Source organism: Mesorhizobium kowhaii, from assembly GCF_003253745.1.
In the GTDB taxonomy this organism is placed as follows: domain Bacteria; phylum Pseudomonadota; class Alphaproteobacteria; order Rhizobiales; family Rhizobiaceae; genus Mesorhizobium; species Mesorhizobium kowhaii.
The window spans coordinates 103,868-120,711 of record NZ_MZXV01000085.1 but is presented as its reverse complement, the minus strand read 5'-3'; the positions used below and the strand labels follow the sequence as shown (position 1 = coordinate 120,711).

At 61.5% G+C, this 16,844-nt stretch carries 16 protein-coding genes and 1 pseudogene; 12 read left to right on the top strand and 5 right to left on the bottom strand.

Annotated elements, in window-relative coordinates; translation table 11 throughout:
* Positions 1 to 447: 447 nt before the first annotated feature.
* Positions 448 to 651 carry a hypothetical protein gene (locus B5V02_RS38595; protein WP_111549148.1) on the bottom strand — a complete coding sequence of 68 codons (204 nt, stop codon included), beginning with the start codon at positions 649 to 651 and terminating at the stop codon, positions 448 to 450.
* A 474-nt stretch (positions 652 to 1,125) separates the two neighbouring features.
* Between B5V02_RS38595 and B5V02_RS38590 the strand changes: the two genes are divergently transcribed.
* Genes B5V02_RS38590 through B5V02_RS38575 form a run of 4 tightly spaced genes read left to right on the top strand, consistent with a single transcriptional unit; the run spans position 1,126 to position 5,716 of the window.
* Positions 1,126 to 1,623 (top strand): Csu type fimbrial protein, encoded by a 498-nt coding sequence (locus tag B5V02_RS38590; protein ID WP_111549147.1) that lies wholly within the window; start codon positions 1,126 to 1,128, stop codon positions 1,621 to 1,623.
* 25 nt (positions 1,624 to 1,648) lie between these two features.
* Complete coding sequence (locus B5V02_RS38585; protein ID WP_167458834.1) at positions 1,649 to 2,365, top strand: fimbrial biogenesis chaperone; 717 nt, start codon at positions 1,649 to 1,651, stop codon at positions 2,363 to 2,365.
* Positions 2,337 to 4,760, top strand: a complete 2,424-nt coding sequence (locus tag B5V02_RS38580; protein ID WP_111549145.1) for a fimbria/pilus outer membrane usher protein — start codon at positions 2,337 to 2,339, stop codon at positions 4,758 to 4,760. The genes B5V02_RS38585 and B5V02_RS38580 overlap by 29 nt, the downstream gene beginning before the upstream one ends.
* Positions 4,761 to 4,774: 14 nt before the next feature.
* The gene (locus B5V02_RS38575) at positions 4,775 to 5,716 is read left to right on the top strand and encodes a Csu type fimbrial protein (RefSeq protein WP_111549144.1); all 942 of its coding nucleotides are present in this window, start codon (positions 4,775 to 4,777) and stop codon (positions 5,714 to 5,716) included.
* Positions 5,717 to 5,792: 76 nt separating this feature from the next.
* On the opposite strand, the gene B5V02_RS38570 is transcribed toward B5V02_RS38575, so the two are convergent.
* Positions 5,793 to 6,914 carry an ABC transporter substrate-binding protein gene (locus tag B5V02_RS38570; protein ID WP_111549143.1) on the bottom strand — a complete coding sequence of 374 codons (1,122 nt, stop codon included), beginning with the start codon at positions 6,912 to 6,914 and terminating at the stop codon, positions 5,793 to 5,795.
* Between the two features lie 444 nt (positions 6,915 to 7,358).
* Complete coding sequence (locus B5V02_RS38565; protein ID WP_111549142.1) at positions 7,359 to 7,625, bottom strand: sel1 repeat family protein; 267 nt, start codon at positions 7,623 to 7,625, stop codon at positions 7,359 to 7,361.
* 450 nt (positions 7,626 to 8,075) lie between these two features.
* Between B5V02_RS38565 and B5V02_RS38560 the strand changes: the two are divergent.
* From B5V02_RS38560 to B5V02_RS38540, 6 genes and pseudogenes are all read left to right on the top strand, one after another.
* Positions 8,076 to 8,395, top strand: a pseudogene (locus B5V02_RS38560) (DUF2147 domain-containing protein).
* 225 nt (positions 8,396 to 8,620) lie between these two features.
* Positions 8,621 to 8,779: a hypothetical protein gene (locus tag B5V02_RS40965; RefSeq protein ID WP_167458833.1), complete on the top strand. Its 159-nt coding sequence runs from the start codon at positions 8,621 to 8,623 to the stop codon at positions 8,777 to 8,779.
* A gap of 38 nt (positions 8,780 to 8,817) precedes the next feature.
* Complete coding sequence (locus B5V02_RS38555; RefSeq protein WP_111549141.1) at positions 8,818 to 9,012, top strand: hypothetical protein; 195 nt, start codon at positions 8,818 to 8,820, stop codon at positions 9,010 to 9,012.
* A gap of 116 nt (positions 9,013 to 9,128) precedes the next feature.
* On the top strand, positions 9,129 to 10,592 hold the full coding sequence (locus B5V02_RS38550) for an AMP nucleosidase (protein WP_245446392.1): 1,464 nt from the start codon (positions 9,129 to 9,131) through the stop codon (positions 10,590 to 10,592).
* 226 nt (positions 10,593 to 10,818) lie between these two features.
* Positions 10,819 to 11,841 (top strand): endonuclease/exonuclease/phosphatase family protein, encoded by a 1,023-nt coding sequence (locus B5V02_RS38545; RefSeq protein ID WP_167458832.1) that lies wholly within the window; start codon positions 10,819 to 10,821, stop codon positions 11,839 to 11,841.
* 178 nt (positions 11,842 to 12,019) lie between these two features.
* Positions 12,020 to 12,526: a GNAT family N-acetyltransferase gene (locus B5V02_RS38540; protein WP_111549138.1), complete on the top strand. Its 507-nt coding sequence runs from the start codon at positions 12,020 to 12,022 to the stop codon at positions 12,524 to 12,526.
* Between the two features lie 180 nt (positions 12,527 to 12,706).
* Here the strand turns inward: B5V02_RS38540 and B5V02_RS38535 are convergent, their stop codons facing one another.
* Together B5V02_RS38535 and B5V02_RS38530 are read right to left on the bottom strand one after the other, a co-directional pair.
* A complete protein-coding gene (locus B5V02_RS38535; RefSeq protein ID WP_111549137.1) occupies positions 12,707 to 13,306 on the bottom strand; it encodes a DUF922 domain-containing protein in 600 nt (199 codons plus the stop codon).
* A 56-nt stretch (positions 13,307 to 13,362) separates the two neighbouring features.
* Complete coding sequence (locus tag B5V02_RS38530) at positions 13,363 to 15,042, bottom strand: electron transfer flavoprotein-ubiquinone oxidoreductase (RefSeq protein ID WP_111549136.1); 1,680 nt, start codon at positions 15,040 to 15,042, stop codon at positions 13,363 to 13,365.
* A 219-nt stretch (positions 15,043 to 15,261) separates the two neighbouring features.
* On the opposite strand from B5V02_RS38530, the gene B5V02_RS38525 reads away from it, so the two are divergent.
* Together B5V02_RS38525 and B5V02_RS38520 are read left to right on the top strand one after the other, a co-directional pair.
* Positions 15,262 to 15,906 carry a hypothetical protein gene (locus tag B5V02_RS38525; RefSeq protein WP_111549135.1) on the top strand — a complete coding sequence of 215 codons (645 nt, stop codon included), beginning with the start codon at positions 15,262 to 15,264 and terminating at the stop codon, positions 15,904 to 15,906.
* Between the two features lie 50 nt (positions 15,907 to 15,956).
* Positions 15,957 to 16,829, top strand: coding sequence for a uracil-DNA glycosylase (locus tag B5V02_RS38520; RefSeq protein WP_111549134.1), 873 nt, complete (start codon positions 15,957 to 15,959; stop codon positions 16,827 to 16,829).
* The last annotated feature ends 15 nt before the right edge of the window (positions 16,830 to 16,844 follow it).

Below are 16,844 nucleotides of genomic sequence, written 5' to 3'. Positions count from 1 at the left end.
TACACTCCGCAATCGCGCCTACATCTCGTTGTTTTCGATGATGCCGGCTTCGCCTCCTCGCCGATATATCTTTCAGCCGACGGAACGTTTGTACTCGCCCGGTGTTATCACCATGATCCCCGCATAGGGATCATAAAGGGCCTTGCCCCCTCCAGGCCCTGGTTTGAGTCCGCTGTCTCCCCGGCAGCGGACCCGACACATTCAGTGATCGCCGCCATCCCTCCAAAGCAAAATGCCTTACGACTTAACTGCCTCCGGCTCGACTGAATACAACCGTGTCGTCGTCTTTGCGTATTTCCACCGCTACGATACCGTCATCCCGCTTCCGAGCAGGAAAGGCCGCAAAGACGTGGTCCCTCGCAGCCTTCTCGGCATCGAATGGCGTCTTTTCAACGACGCCCTGTTTCCCATACCAAATCACTGTGTAGGCCACCGCTGCGATGCTCCTTACTCCGCCGACCCATTGTCGGCAAAGGGTGAGGCGCTCGGGACGCACTGCAGTGACCAGCCGGCCGGTGTCGGCTGCTTCTGATATTCGGTGATGGCGGCGGTGCATTGTTCGCGCTTGTCGAAGGTGCTGGGCAGCACGACCATTCCGCCTTGCGGACCGGCGATTACTAGATACCAGATCAACGCTGCGGTCGAAGTCATGGGAAATTCCTTCTTCCGCCCGCTCGGGAGCCGCGGATGGGTCGGACGATGTCAATTAGACTTCGGCCGGGTGGCGAAAGCATGGCCGGCGCGCAAGCTTCGCCCTCGCAAGGGCGTGCTTGACGATTTCAGTAGGAGGAAGAAGGCCGGCGCCAGGAGGCGCCCGGCCAAAATGAGCATCGCCGCGACGAGGTGGCTTCTGGCGGCGCCTGGCCGCCAATAAAATATAAAGCGCAATCCCAGCTCATAATATCGAGATTATCATTTCTACCTTGATGATTATGCGATCCGCCGGAACAGAAAAACATATATATACACTTTTACTTAAAGACCCTTTTCCCGTCAATCTGCCTGAAATTTGCTTTAAGTTTATTTATAGCCTATTCTTTCTCCAGGGTTTGATATCTGCAAACAATGGGTTAGCGTTGACGGGATCGGGCGGATTTCCTTACGCGGCCTTTCGGGGGAAAACCCATGAAGACTTCAATCAAAGCGCTCGCTTTGACCGCCGCATTTCCGTTGCTGTGGTTCAGTCCCGCACAGGCAGCGACCGCTACCGGCAACATGACAGTCCGGATAACCATCCAGGCGGAGTGCAAGGTTCAGACCGCGACCGATATGGATTTCGGCACGAACGGTGTCATTGACGCCAATGTCGACCAGACGAGCACCATTTCAGTGCAATGCACCAGCAGTACGCCCTACAATGTGGGCCTGAGCGCCGGTGCCGGCGCCGGGGCGACGATCGCCGTCCGCAAGATGACTGGCCCAGCGGCCGCGGTCGTCAACTACTCGCTTTATCGTGACGTGGCGCGAGCCCAGCTATGGGGCACCACCATAGGCACCGACACGGTGGCTGGCACCGGCAATGGCGCCGCGCAACCGCTGACGGTCTATGGGCGCGTGCCGCCGCAAACAACGCCTGGCGCGGGTGTCTACACAGACACGGTTGCGATCACCGTCACCTATTAAGGTGCTCTCAAACAAGGAGGACGCCATGCGTTCCATGCTCAAAAGCATTGGCGCGATCGCGCTTTTACTGCTCGCGGCCGGTTCGGCGCAAGCAGCGTCGCTTCGGGTGGCGCCGACCAACATCGAGATGATAGCGCCGGACAGCGCGGCGGTCTTGACCCTGCGCAATGAGGCGAAGCAGCCCATCAACGTACAGATGAGAGTGTTTCGCTGGACGCAAGAGGGCGGCATCGAACGGCTTGAGCCGACCAGTGATGTTGTTGCCAGTCCCCCGGCTGCGAAGCTTGGCCCCGGCGCCAACTATACGGTGCGGGTTGTGCGGGTATCGAAATCGGCCGTTGCGGGCGAGGAAAGTTATCGTGTCATCATCGACGAACTTCCTGATCCGTCGAGAAAGAAGGCCGGAACCGTCAGTCTGGTACTGCGCTATTCAGTTCCGGTGTTCTTTCGCAATCCCGATGCGGCTGCTCCAAATGTTTCCTGGAGCCTCTCGGGCAAGGGTCGCAGGCTGGTCCTGACAGCAAGAAACACCGGCGAAAGTCGCTTGAGATTGTCCGATTTGATGCTGACTCAAAGCGGACGAAAACTCGGCAGCCGCAACGGTCTTGTCGGCTACGTGCTCGGCGGTGCGACCATGCAATGGCCGGTCGCGGGGAAGGCGCTTTCGGGCGGGGCAGTTTCGTTGTCGGCCCAGAGCGATTTTGGACCGTTCGATGCCAACGTTGCGATCAAAGGCCAGTAGGGTCGCGATCACCGCTGTCGTGGCCGCATTTCCCACCATGCAGGTCAAAGCCCAAAATGTGTTGCCGTCCGCCTCGGTGACGGATTCCACAGCGGCCCCGGCCGACGGCCGCGATCTGTATCTGGAAGTCTTCGTCAACGACGTCTCGACGGGGCTGATCGGCGCTTTCAAGCAGCTATCGGATGGCGGCCTGGCCTCCACGCCGGACGAATTGCAGCAGGTTGGGCTGGAGCCTGTCGAAAGTGCGATGGGTGGCGATCACCTGGTGCGGGTCGATCGGCTCCCGGACGTCTCCTATCGTATCGATGAAGCGACCCAACGTCTCTATGTGACGGCCACCAATGCGGCACGCTCCGCCCACGTCATCGACATTGCCCTGCAGGGCAAGCGGGACAGGCTCGAGCCGCAATCCGGTTTTGGCGGTGTGCTGAACTACTCCCTGTTCGCCAGCACCAACGATCTGAAGGATCGCACCTCGCAGCTCTTTCGCGGCGTCTCAGGCGGTTTCGATGCGCGGCTTTTCAGCCCCTACGGAACGTTGAGCCAAGGCTTTATCGCCAGCCTGTCCGACGGCGAACTTGACGGCTTCACTCGGCTGAACACGACGTGGAGTTATTCCGATCCCGAGCGGTTGCTAACCTACAAAGCGGGTGACTTTGTCTCGGGTGGACTGGCGTGGACCAGGCCTGTGTATCTCGGCGGCTTTCAGATCCAGCGCAATTTTTCCCTGCGTTCCGATCTGGTCACCTTGCCGCTTCCAAGCTTTTCAGGAACCGCTGCTGTCCCCTCGACGCTCGAGGTCTACACACAGAATGCGCGGACCTATAGCAGCGACGTCCCGGCCGGGCCGTTTCAGGTGACAAACCTGCCAATATTCACCGGAGCTGGCCAAGCCCAAATTGTCCTGCGCGACAGCCTCGGCCGTGAAACCACCGTGACGTTGCCATTCTACAATTCCAACATGCTTCTGAAGCGGGGCCTGCTCGATTTCACCGCCGAGGTCGGCTCTCCACGGCGCAATTTCGGTGTCGAATCCTATGATTATGACGGGGCCATTTATGGCTCGGCAAGCACGCGCTACGGGCTGACCAACTGGCTGACACTGGAAGGCCACGTCGAGGGTGGCGAGGATCTTGTGAATGGCGGCGCCGGCATGGCGTTTCCGCTCGGCTATTTCGGCGCAGCCTCCATCGCGGCGGCAGGCAGCCATCACGAAGGCCAGACGGGTGCGCTCGTCAACGCCTCGCTTGAGCTGAGCCACGATGGATGGTCCCTCTATGGCCGCATACAACGCGCGTTCGGCGGCTACGAGGACATTGCATCGGTCACCGCCGACATCGACGCTGTCCCGGGCCCGGACGAATTCCCGATCTTCAGCGCCGGCGTTCCTCGCGCGCTCGACCAGGTGACGCTGAGCGTGCCGATGCCACTTGATTTTTCAAACCTCAACCTTTCCTACGCGCACATAAAGAGCGCCGAGGGAGAGAGCAGCCAGATCGTCGGCGTTTCGTACAGCCAGACAGTGTTCAAGGACGGCAGCTTCTATGCCACTGCCTTCACCGACCTTGACGACAAAAACAGTTTTGGCGTGTTTGCAGGCATCTCCATGCCGCTCGGCGATGATGTCACCGCCTCGACCGGGGTCGCAGACGGCCCTGATGGCGTGTCGGTGTTCGCCGACATCGCCAAATCCGAACGGCTGGAGAACGGCAGCATCGGCTGGCGCGCGAGGACGTCCGAGGGCGGCACGCCCAATCGGTCGGCTGCCGTCAGCTACCGTTCACCATGGGCACGAGTGGAGACCGGCATCCAGCAATTCGACAAGAGCGTTCGTGGAACCGCAGAGGTCGATGGGGCAATCGCCGTCGCCGGCGGCGGCATTTTTGCCACCAACCGTATCGACGACGCGTTTGCTGTTGTCGACGTCGGCGTTGCTGGCGTGGAAGTCCAGCACCAGAACAGGCCGGTCGGCGTCAGCAACCGGCAGGGAAAGATCCTGGTTCCCGATCTGAACTCCTACGAAGACAACACCATTTCCATCGATCCAAGGAACTTGCCGGTCGATGCCGACGTGCCGGAGACGCGCAAAATCGTCGTGCCGGCCGATCGAAGTGGCGTCGTCCTTGATTTCGGCGTTTCAAAGGCCGCCGATGCGGCGCTTGTCTCCCTGGTCGACCGCAAAGGTACGCCGATCGCCGTCGGCGCCAAGGGCCGCGTTGAGGGCGCCGACGAGGAATTTGTGATCGGGTATGACGGCGAGGCCTATATCCGCACCCTTCATCGACAAAATGCCGTGGCCATTGAATTGCCGGATGGCAGCTCGTGTCGAGCTGAATTCGCCTATCGGGCAGTGCCCGGCCAACAGGTGATCATCAAGCAGGTCATCTGTTTTTGAGACGAGGACGAACCATGCTCCGTTTCGCTATGCTGTCGGCCGCCCTGCTCTTGCCGACCGTTGCCTGGGCCCAAAGCTGCAGCTTTGGCGTATCGGCGATGAATTTCGGGCTGGTCGATACGCTTTCCGGTTCGTCAAGCAATTCAACAGCCGCACTCAGCGTAAACTGCACTGGATTGACGTTGCAGCGCATCCTCGTCTGCCCAAATCTGGGTACGGGCACCGGCGGCGCCACGGCTTCGGCCCGTCAAATGCTGAGCGGCGCCAATCATCTCGACTACCAGCTTTATTCGGATTCCGCGCGCTCGGCGGTGTGGGGCTCCTATGCGTGGCCGTATCCGCCTATGGCGCCGGCCTTTGCCCTGACGCTGAACGCGTTCGGCAGCGGTTCCAGCAGCCAGACGATCTATGGCGCCGTGTTGGGCGGACAGGCGATGACCGCGGTGCCGGCGACCTATCTCTCCACATTCTCCGGGAGCCACGTCGAGTTCCGCTATCGATACAGCCTGCTCAACGATTGCAGCACCAGCGCCGGCTCCGTCGACAGACCCACATTCACGATCAATGCGACCGTTCCGGCCAATTGTCTGCTGGCAATCCAGAACATCGACTTCGGATCAAACGGCATTCTGGGCGCCAATGTCGATGCGACCGGTGAAGTTTCCGTCAGATGCACTCCGGGCACGCCTTACACAGTGTCGCTTAACGGCGGAACGAGCGGTTCGCCCCCGACCTCGCGCAAGATGTCCAAGGGCGCGGAAACCGTAACCTACGGCCTCTACAAGGATGTCGCACGCAGCCAGCCATGGGGCGATGCGTCGACGCCAGGCAGTACCGTGGCGGGAAGCGGCGACGGTGCGGCGCATGATCTCACCGTCTACGGCCGTGTTCCCCCGCAGACGACACCCTCGGCCGGCGTCTATACCGATACTGTTGTCGTTACCGTGACGTATTAGGTCGTTGCATCAAAGCGCCGCGCATCCAGAAGAACGCGCGGCGCTGCAATGCCTTGCCTCCAGGCGACGTCAGCGATTACTGCGCGATCGGCGCGTACTTGCCGTCATGCCACTGGTTGATGTCATAGCTGGCATTCTTGAGGTCGCCCTTTTCGTCGAAGGTGACATCACCGACAACGGTGCTGATCGGCGTGCCGTTCTTCAACGCTTCGGCAACCTTGCCCGGGTCGTCGCTGCCGGCGCGCTTGACGCCTTCGGCGAAGGCCTGGACCACCGCGTAGGAGAACAGCGTGAAGCCTTCCGGCACGAAGCCGCCCGCCTTGATCTTCTCGACGGCTGCCTTGGCTTCTGGCTTTGCCTGCGGATCCGACGGGAAGACGAACATGGTGCCTTCGCCAGCCGGGCCGGCAACCTGCCAGAACTCCGGCGAAGCGATAGAGTCAGGCATGATCAGCTGGAACTTGAGGTTCTGTTCCGCCGACTGGCGCAGGATCAGACCGGCTTCAGGATGGTAACCGCCGAAATAGACGACGTCGGCCTTCAAGTCCTTTAGCTTGGTGACGAGAGCCGAATAGTCCTTCTCGCCGGCATTGATGCCGTCATAATACACTTCCTTGAGGCCGCCGGCATTCATGGTTGCCCTGACGGCGTCGGCCACGCCCTGTCCGTAGGCGCTCTTGTCGTGCAGGACGACGACATTCTTGCCGGCAAACTTCTTGGCGATCCATGGGCCGATGAAGGCGCCCTGCGCATCGTCACGCGTATAAAGGCGCATGATCGTCGGCCAGCCGGCTTTGGCCGCCGCGTCGGTCAGCACCGGGTTTGACGAGGCCGGGCTCATCATCAGGGCGCCGGCTTCGGCATAGACGGCAGAGGCCGGAATGCTCGAACCCGAGCAGGCGTGGCCATCGATGAACTTGACGCCATCGGCGACGATCCGGTTGGCGACCGACACGGCCTGCTTGGGATCGCACTGGTCGTCCTGGATACTCAACTTGATCTGGCGACCGTCGACACCACCCGCCGCGTTGATCGCGTCTGCAGCGGCCTGTGCGCCCTGCTTGAACTGATCGCCGATGGTGGCGAGCTGTCCGGTCATCGGACCGACCACCGCAAAGGTGATGTCGTCGGCGAATGCGACCGGCGCACTCATCAACAGGCCAAAAACGGCCGCGCTCAAAATACTCATTTTTTTCATGGTGATAGAACTCCTCCACTCACGCGCGGTCGTCCGGCCGCGCTTCTTCCAGAGAGGCGGGACAATTTCATCCTTCACTGGGCCTGTCTAGGCGCATCGGCGGCACTCGATTGGGCCTGCAAGACGTCTTCCACGCAAAAAAGCCACGCCAGCCTTGTTCCGGCTGGTCGTGGCTTTTTTGCTCGTCAAGCGGTCCCCAAGCGCCCCCGCGCCCCGAAATCCAGCTCGCCTTCCGCATCGCGCGACTGAGCCTAGCTGGCCTGTCGCGTTCTTTTTATCTCTTCGTTTGAGCCTGATTCCGAAAACCGGATTCCACTTTTCGGGATCATGCTCTAGGTCGTCGACCGTCTTGCGCGGCCTTCCATTTCACCGGGTCTGGCCGTCTGTGCGGTCTTGATCCCGGGCTTCCCTGTCTTCGATAGGTCTATCCGCGGTTGGCAGATCTCAGTGCATGGTCATCCATTCGCGGGCTTCGCGAAGCGCCTTGGCGATCTCGACCTTGGACATCGCTGCCGACAGTTCCGAGCGCAGTTCCGCAGCGCGGGCCGATCCCTTGATCGCGGCGATGTTGAACCATTTGTGGGCGGCAATGACATCGGTCTCGCAATCGCGGCCGGTCGCATACATCATGCCCAGTTCGAAAAGAATGTCGGCCTGGGCAGTTGCCCCCATGGCGCCGAAGCCTGCTTCAAGCATTTCAAAACGTGCCATTTCAAATCCCCTGTTTCTGGCCCCTGTCAGGCTCCCGAGAGCTGCCTTCTTTCGTCCTTGCGGGCTGCTCTTCCGATGCTTTCGAGAATGCCGTGGAGGCTTGAATCCGTCGTTAAGTGGCGTGCTTAATTTGAGGAAAACAAAGCTAAAACAAGAGGTAAACGCCGAAATTCGTTAAGGATACAAAGCCAGCAACCGCGCCGGTTTTCCTCAAATTCGACGAAAATTTTCGCGGCAGGAATCAACACTCCGCTAACCACGGGAAACAAACACGATCCGCCGATGCTTTCTTTCCTTGCCCGCACGGCCCGCATTGGCGCCTTTCAAAATCCCAAAGTCTTCCGCTGCGGCACCGCTTTTGTTTTGCCAGGAGCTGGATTAGCTTACGTTTGCGTAAGCGGCAGACCGGCGAGGCGGAGCATCCGGCCGGATATCCAAAGGGAGAAGACCATGTTTCGAAAAGTGAGCCTGGCCCTGGCGGCCACATTGATCATGGCGGGTGCGGCGTGGGCCGATCCGATCGAGGGCGACTGGAAGACGCAGGCCGGCGATACCGCAGCCATCGCTGGCGGCGGCACGTTTTCCATCACGCTCAAGTCCGGCAAATATGCCGGCAAGACCATCGGTTCGCTCAAGGCCGCCGGCGACAACAAATATGCCGGCAACATCACCGATCCGGCAAACGACAAGACCTATTCGGGCAAGGCGACATGAGCGGCTGCGTGCTCGGCGGACTGATCTGCAAGAGCCAAACCTGGCACAAGCTCTGATCGACCGCATCCTTGTGACTTGATGGCGGGGCCTCGACGGGCCCCGTTTTCGTTTTGTCGAGGACGCGTGCCCTCGCCTCGCCGCCTCCTGCTGGCACCTGTCGAAGCTGACGTCGGTGCCGTCGAAACCCCGTCAATCAATTTGAACCGCAGATGAACGCCGGCCTCAGAGCCGGTTCAGTCGCGCTCGGGCATTCTCCAGCGTGTTGAAGGAGACACGACCTAATGCTTGCTCGCCGCTTCACCATCGTCTGCCTGCTGATGAGCCTGTTTGGAATGTTCTTCGCCATCCTCGTCGCCGAAACGGGGCGTCCGGCCCGCGCCTGGGACGAAGCCAGTTCCCGGACCTGCCGCCTCGCCTGCCCCACCCATCTTCGCAACTGAACAAAGAAACCAGACCTCGAAAAGAAAAGCAGAACACCATGAACCGCATCGCCGCCAACGCTCTCAAGACCCTTCGGCTTCTGCCGCGGGCGGCGCTTATCCTGATGGTTCTGGCCGCTCCGGTTCTGGCCGTGCCGATGATGCGCGCCGATGCCGGCTCGACGATCGAAGCGCCAGCTTTGAGGAAGTCCGGCGTCGGCTTCGTGCTCCTGGTCAGCCTGCAGCGCGGTTAAAGAAAAACGACGCTTTGGCCGCCTTCGGTCGCGACACCCCTCCCAAGTGCCGATCCAAGTCTCTATATTGAGCCATGGAAAAGCGAATCTACCCACAAGCCATCGAATCTGTCGTCATGCCCGAGCCTTTTGGCCGGCAAAGCTTTAATAGCGCCGAAAAGGCCGTGGCGGCGCTGCAGACGCTGTACAACCGCAACACCAAGTTCCTGCGCGACTCCTTTGCGGCACTGGCGGCAGCGGGCGGCGACAACAGCAAGCGCTACCGCGCCTTCTACCCGGAGATCGGCGTCACCACCAACTCGTTCACCCAGATCGACTCGCGCCAGGCCTATGGCCATATGCCAACGCCGGGGCATTTTTCGACCACGATCACCCAGCCGGGCCTGTTCGAGAGCTATTTGGTCGCGCAGCTGCGCCTGATCATGCGCAATCATGGTGTCGCGGTCACCGTGTCGGAATCGACCACCCCCATTCCGCTGCATTTCGCCTTTCTCGAAGGCACCCATGTCGACGGCGCGGCCGCCGAGCGCATCAAGCGGCCGATCCGCGACCTGTTCGACGTCCCGGACCTCGACGGCACCGACGACCAGATTGCCAACGGCACTTTCGAAGTGGCCTTCGGCGAACCACGGCCGTTGGCGCCGTTCACGGCGCAGCGCATCGACTATTCGCTGCACCGCCTGTCGCACTACACGGCGACCACGCCGCAGCAGTTCCAGAACTTCGTGCTGTTCACCAATTACCAGTTCTACATCGACGAGTTCGTCGCCCGTGCGCGTGACCTGATGGCCAATGGCGGCGGCGGATATGCCGAGTTCGTCGAGCCAGGCAATGTCATCACCAAGGTTGGACAAAGCGCGCCCAGCGAAGGGGTCGCACCGCCACGCCTGCCACAGATGCCGGCCTATCATCTGAAGAAACCGAACCATGGCGGCATCACCATGGTCAATATCGGCGTCGGGCCTTCCAACGCCAAGACGATCACCGACCATATCGCGGTGCTGAGGCCGCATGCCTGGGTCATGCTTGGCCACTGCGCCGGGCTGCGCAACACCCAGGCGCTCGGCGACTATGTGCTGGCGCATGCCTATGTGCGCGAGGATCACGTTCTGGACGACGATCTGCCGGTCTGGGTGCCGATCCCGCCGCTGGCCGAGATTCAGGTGGCGCTGCAGGAAGCTGTCGCAGAGGTCACCGGCCTGTCCGGCTATGACCTCAAGCGCATCATGCGCACGGGTACTGTCGCCACCATCGACAACCGCAACTGGGAACTGCGCGACCAGCGCGGGCCGGTGCAGCGTCTGTCACAGTCGCGCGCCATCGCACTCGACATGGAATCGGCGACGATCGCCGCCAACGGCTTCCGCTTCCGCGTGCCCTACGGCACGCTGCTGTGCGTTTCGGACAAACCCCTGCATGGCGAGCTGAAGCTGCCCGGCATGGCGACCGAGTTCTACAAGCGGCAGGTGGCGCAGCACCTGACCATCGGCATCCGGGCGATGGAGAAGCTTGCGGAAATGCCGATGGAGCGGCTGCATTCGCGCAAGCTGAGAAGTTTTTCGGAGACGGCGTTCCAATAGGCCGGATTGACGCATCGCCTAAAGCGTATCGCGTTGAAACGGATACACGCGACCCGCTTTAGGTCTTTGTCTTTTGCATGTCGTTGCCCCAGAACCGCTGCGCACTTTTGGGCGACATGCATTGGGCATTTCGTCATCTTGATTGAGCCGCATTTTTGCCGATAACCGTGCCAGCACCACCTTTGGCAACCCGTGCAGACCTGACCCGATGAGACGCAGTCGAGACATGGCAGCTTCACTGGCATTCATCGCGATGATGATGTTCTCGGTTGCCCTGGTCGCCGGGTTCTTCGGCGCCTTGCATCCCGCCTTCGATTCCTTCTCGCATTTCCGCGTCCATCTCGCCGTGCTGATGGCGCTTTGCGCGCTGCCGCTGCTGGCCACGACATTTCGCCTGCAAGCAGCCGCGGCGCTGCTTTTTGCCGTGGCGGCCTTTGCCACGACAATGAGCGCGCTGCCGCAACTGTGGCCGGTGCAAGCGGTCGCCAGACCCGCTGGCCAGATGGTCTACAAGCTGCTGCAGATGAACCTGCGCTACGACAATCCAACCCCGAAGAAGGTGCTGTCGCTGATCGGCCGGACCAATCCCGACGTCATCACCCTCGACGAGGTGTCGGCGATGTGGACGACCGAGCTTGGCTATATTACCAGAGCCTATCCATACCGGATCCTCTGTCCCTACCCCAACGGCATATTCGGCGTCGCGCTGCTCTCGCGGCGGCCCTTTGCCGCCGGCACCGAGCCGCGTTGCGAGCGGCGCGGCGCCATGGCGACAGCGACCGTCGACTTCGGCGGCATTGGCGTCGATGTCGCCGCGATCCATCTCAGCTGGCCGTGGCCACGCGAGCAGCACTGGCAGATCGGTGAGCTTACCGAATCGCTCTCCTCGCTCGGCGAGACGGCCATCATGGCGGGCGACTGCAACGCCGTGCCATGGAGTGCCGCAGTGCGCCGCGTCGCCGCGCTCGGCGGGCTGACCGTCATGCCATCAGCCGGACCGACCTGGATACACATCAAGCTGCCGGATTTCCTGCGGCGTTTCGCCGGCCTGCCGATCGACCAGGTTTTCAGCAAGGGCGGGGTGACCATTCATTCCGCGACCCGGCTGGAGGAAACCGGCTCGGACCACCTGCCGGTGCTGGTCGAGTTCTCGCTCAGGCTGAACGAGCAAAAGCCGACTGACGAACACGAGACCGCGACCGTGTCGCTGACATCGGCCGGAAAGACGCGAAACGGCTATCGAGGTTAGAGCCTGTTCGTTTGCACATGATCTTTCCGAAAAGACCGGATTCCACTTTTCGGGATCACGCGCCAGGCTCAAAACCCTATCCCGCCGAATGACCGGGTTCGGACCCCTGGCGTGTTCGATTTGACATGGCCCGGTGGTCAACCGAAGATCGACCCGCTCAACACACGGGGCGCTGTGCATGTCCCCCACCTTCACCGTCAGACGCGCCACACCAGAGGACGAGTCTGGGGTAAGCGAGTTGCTTCTCGCTTCCTACCCCGGCCTGATGCGCACAGTATACGATCAGGCCATTCTTGAAGCCGCGCTGCCCTTGATCACCCGCGCAAACCCTGCGCTACTTTCTGCTGGCACCTACTATCTCGCGGTAGATGAAAATGGCTTTGCTGTCGGCTGCGGCGGTTGGTCCCGGGAACGGCCGGGAAGCTCCGAGGTGACGCTCGAACTCGCGCACATCCGACATTTCGCCACTCGTCCCGAGTGGTTGGGCCGCGGGATCGGGCGCCAGCTTTACCGGCGTTGCGAAGAAGATGCACGGTCGTCTGGTGTGCGCCGTTTCGAATGCCAGGCGAGTCTCAACGCAGAGGGGTTCTATGCGGCCTTGGGCTTCAGGTCGGTGGGGCGGATCGAAGTGCGCATTGGCCCTGGGCCGATGTTGCCCTCCGTCCTGATGGAACGCACCATTTGACGTCAAGCCGCGCCGTGCTGTGACGACCCGACAACCGTTCGGCGGTGAGGAGTGGTCGTTCGCTCGAAGCAAGCCAAACGTCCGAGACTGGCGCTTTGTGCTCGTTCCGCCGGACGGGTTCAAACGGCATGGTTCACTCGTTTCGGCCATTGGCGGCAGCCAGCTGATTGAGTTTTGACCCTATAGCTGCTCCAGCGCATCGACGAGATACTCTACGTGACCGCCTTCCCTGTGCTCGCGCGCGTCGAAGGCGTTCTGCCTGACCTCATACTCGTCAAAGATGGCGTCGATCCGCCGCCGCGCCTCACGTCGTGTCTTGGAACACTGCGCGTCATTGGGGATCGTCAGGCCCCTAAGCGACTTCTCGGTCGCCTTCATCATCTGCCTGGCAATGTCGCCATGGGTCTCCTCATGCGTGCGAACACCGGTGAAGAACCGCGCCCAGCGTCTGTCGAGGGCCGGCGGGAGGGTGGACGCGACATGGGGGTAGGTAAAATTCAGGTTGAGCGTTCCGCTGGCCTGGCTGACGCGGCAAGTGCCCTTGATCTGAACAAGGTCGAAGTCCCAAGCCTTTGTGTAGCTGGTCTGTGCGATGGCGCGAGTCATGAAGCCATGCCTCGGCCCGTTGCGGTCCATGGACTCGATCAGAGCCTCTCCGGTCTTGCCGGCGATGTCGTATGTCTGCGTCTTGACCAGGACTTTGACGCCTGCCGACGCGGCAGGTGCGAAACCGCACAAGGCGCCGATGATCGCCAGACTTGAAAGCGTGAGCAAGCGCATATCCGCTTCCTTTCAACGACGAGAGGACCGGCGGCAGGTGCCGCCGGCTCGGTCACTCACATACCCTGATAGACTGGGCCCTCGCCGCCCTGCGGCGGCACCCAGTTGATGTTCTGGTTCGGATCCTTGATGTCGCATGTCTTGCAGTGGACGCAGTTCTGCGCGTTGATGACGAAGCGCACGTCCTTCGCAGTTGGATCGGCGGCGGCATTGCCGTCCTTGTCGACCCACTCATAGACCCCGGCCGGACAGTAACGCGTCGAAGGCCCGGCAAAGACATCGTGCTCGGAGCGCTTCTGCAGCTCCATGTCACCGACAAGCAGGTGGACCGGCTCGTTTTCCTCGTGGTTGGTGTTGGACAGGAACACCGAAGACAGCCGGTCGAAGGTCAAAACGCCATCAGGCTTCGGATATACGATCTTGTTGTGCTGGGCGGCAGGCTCGAGCGTTGCATAGTCCGCCTTGCCATGTTTCAGCGTGCCGAAAGGTGAGAAGCCGAACAGCGTGTTCATCCACATGTCGAGCCCGCCAATGCCGACACCAATGATGGTGCCGAAGCGCGACCATAGCGGCTTGACGTTGCGCACCTTCTTGAGGTCCTTGCCGATGTCGGTCGCCCGCCATGCCGCCTCATAGGAGGAAAGCTCGTCATTGGCGCGGCCTGCGCCGACTGCCTCGGCGACATGTTCGGCCGCCAGCATGCCGGACAGCACGGCGTTGTGCGAGCCCTTGATGCGCGGCACGTTGACGAAACCGGCCGCGCAGCCCATCAGCGCGCCGCCAGGGAACGACAGTTTCGGCACCGACTGCCAGCCGCCCTCGGTGATGGCACGGGCGCCGTAGCCGAGGCGCTTGGCGCCCTCGAAGGTGCCTCTGATCGCCGGATGGGTCTTGAAGCGCTGGAATTCCTCGAACGGCGACAGCCAGGGGTTCTTGTAATTGAGGTGGAGGACGAAGCCGACCGCCACCTGATTGTCCTCGAGATGGTAGAGGAACGAGCCGCCGCCGGTCTTCATGTCGAGCGGCCAGCCGAAGGAATGCTGGACCAGGCCCGGCCGGTGGTTCTCCGGCTTGACCTGCCAGAGTTCCTTGAGGCCGATGCCGTATTTGCCGGGCTCGCGGCCATCGGAAAGCTTGTATTTGGCGATCAATTGCTTGGCGAGCGAGCCGCGCGCGCCCTCGCCGATCAGCACATATTTGCCCATCAGCGCCATGCCAGGCGCAAAGCCCGGGCCGTGCGTGCCGTCCTTCTCGACGCCCATGTCGCCGGTGACGACGCCGGTGACGGCGCCTTCCTCATTGTAGAGCAAGCCGGCCGCGGCAAAACCCGGATAGATCTCGACGCCAAGCGCCTCGGCCTTGGTCGCCAGCCAGCGGCAGACATTGCCCAGCGAGACGATGTAGTTGCCGTGATTGTTCATCAGCGGCGGCATCAGGATGTTGGGCAGACGGAACGAACCGGCAGGGCCAAGCACAAGGAAATGGTCCGCGGTGACCGGCGTCTTGAAAGGATGGCCTTCCTCGTCGCGCCAGCCCGGCAGCAGCCGGTCGATGCCGATCGGATCGACGACGGCGCCGGAGAGGATGTGGGCGCCGACCTCGCCGCCCTTTTCAAGGACGACAACCGAGAGTTCGGGATTGACCTGTTTGAGGCGGATGGCGGCGGCGAGGCCGGCCGGGCCGGCGCCGACGATAACCACGTCGAATTCCATGCTTTCGCGTTCGATGTCGCTCATCTACCCCTCCGCACTGGCTTATCCCATTCGGGTATCTTGCTGGCTCCTGCGCTGCATAGCGCATCAATTGGCGACAGGAAACCGGCGCATACGTGACAATGCCGTTTTGGCCAAAAAGTCGCGCATCGCGAGGGCTGGGCGGCTGTTTTCGCCTGGCAGGGCCTCGGCGCTCACGTTTTTAATTGTTCGACGGCTCGCTTATCGGCCATACTTCACACTATGCGCATTCCTGGGCCAGCCGGCTTTTCATCGACGCGCTTTTCATCGACGCCCGGCCGGGTCTGCCGGGCGCTTCTTTTGGCCCTTCCGATGCTGGCACCGGGTCACGCCGCCGCGGACGAGGTGAAAGTCTGGGCGACGGGCGCTTACTCCTTCTCCGACGAGCTTGGCGGCTTCCGCATCACCGGCGCTTCGGGCATCGGAACGAAGGACGACCCGCTGGTCATCACCGAAGAGCTGAATTCGTCAACGCCGGTGACGCTAACCATCCGCACGACAAAGCCGATCCAGGCATTCGGTCCGTCTGGCGAATTCGCCAATGGCATCATGTATATGCGCATCGACGTGCTCAACAACAGCGGCCAGGCCTGGGTCGAATTCCAGTTCGAACTGCAGGAAATCCTGAACCAGCCGAGCGTTTTCGGCGACGGACTTTCGTTCGACCAGCGCAACAAGACGCCGGACAATATCTGGTCGAGCAATTTCGCCGATTTCGATCGCGATTTCGAACCCTATGACCGGCTGCTGTTCAAGAATGGCAAGGTCGACCCGCTGAAAACTGCCAGGTTCGAATTCCTGATGACCGATTACACGCCGCGCTGGACCTTCTATCTGGTGCAAGATCCGCGCATACCCACCGGCTAGAGCAAGCGGCCAGCCTTGCAAATTGCCGTCATGCGGACGAATGTGTCGCCATGACTGCCGCTTCCCCAAACAACAGACCGGACCTTGTCGACCTGCTGGCCTTTTATGCCAGCGCCGGTGTCGACGACGCGCTTGAAGACCAGCCGGTGAACCGGTTCGCCGAGGCGCCCAAACCGGTAGAGCGGGCGGTGGTGCCGTCCGCCGACGCCGTTGCGCCACACCGCTCGACGAGCGCGTCGCGCCCCGAGCCGGCCGACAGAGCAAATGTGCCACCCGTTGCACGCGCACCGTCCACAACCGCTACGGTTCCCGACGAAGCGCAGGCGGCACTGGCGCGCCAATTGGCAACGACGGCAACGACCCTGGACGAGCTTCGCCAGCACATGGCGGCCTTCGACGGCTGCAATCTCAAGGCCACGGCCAAGAACCTGGTGTTCGCCGACGGCAACCCGGAGGCCGCCGTCATGCTGGTTGGCGAAGCGCCCGGCCGCGACGAGGACATCGAGGGCCTGCCCTTCGTCGGCCGCTCGGGCCGGTTGCTCGACCGGATGCTGGCCGCGATCGGGCTCGACCGGACATCGGTCTACATCGCCAATGTCATTCCGTGGCGGCCACCGGGCAATCGCACGCCGACGCCGCACGAGACCGAAATCTGCCGGCCGTTCATCGAGCGACAGATCGAGCTGGTCAATCCGAAGGTGCTGATCAATCTCGGCGGTCCGTCAGCCAAGACCTTGCTCAACACCACAGAAGGCATCTTGCGGCTGCGCGGCAACTGGCGCGTCCACACGACGGCATCCGGCATCACCATTCCCGCCATGCCGACGCTGCATCCTGCCTATCTCTTGCGGACGCCTGCGCACAAGAAGCTGGCATGGCGGGATTTTCTCGAAGTGAAGGCGAAGCTGCGGGCGCTCACCTAGATGACCTCGCAGGTA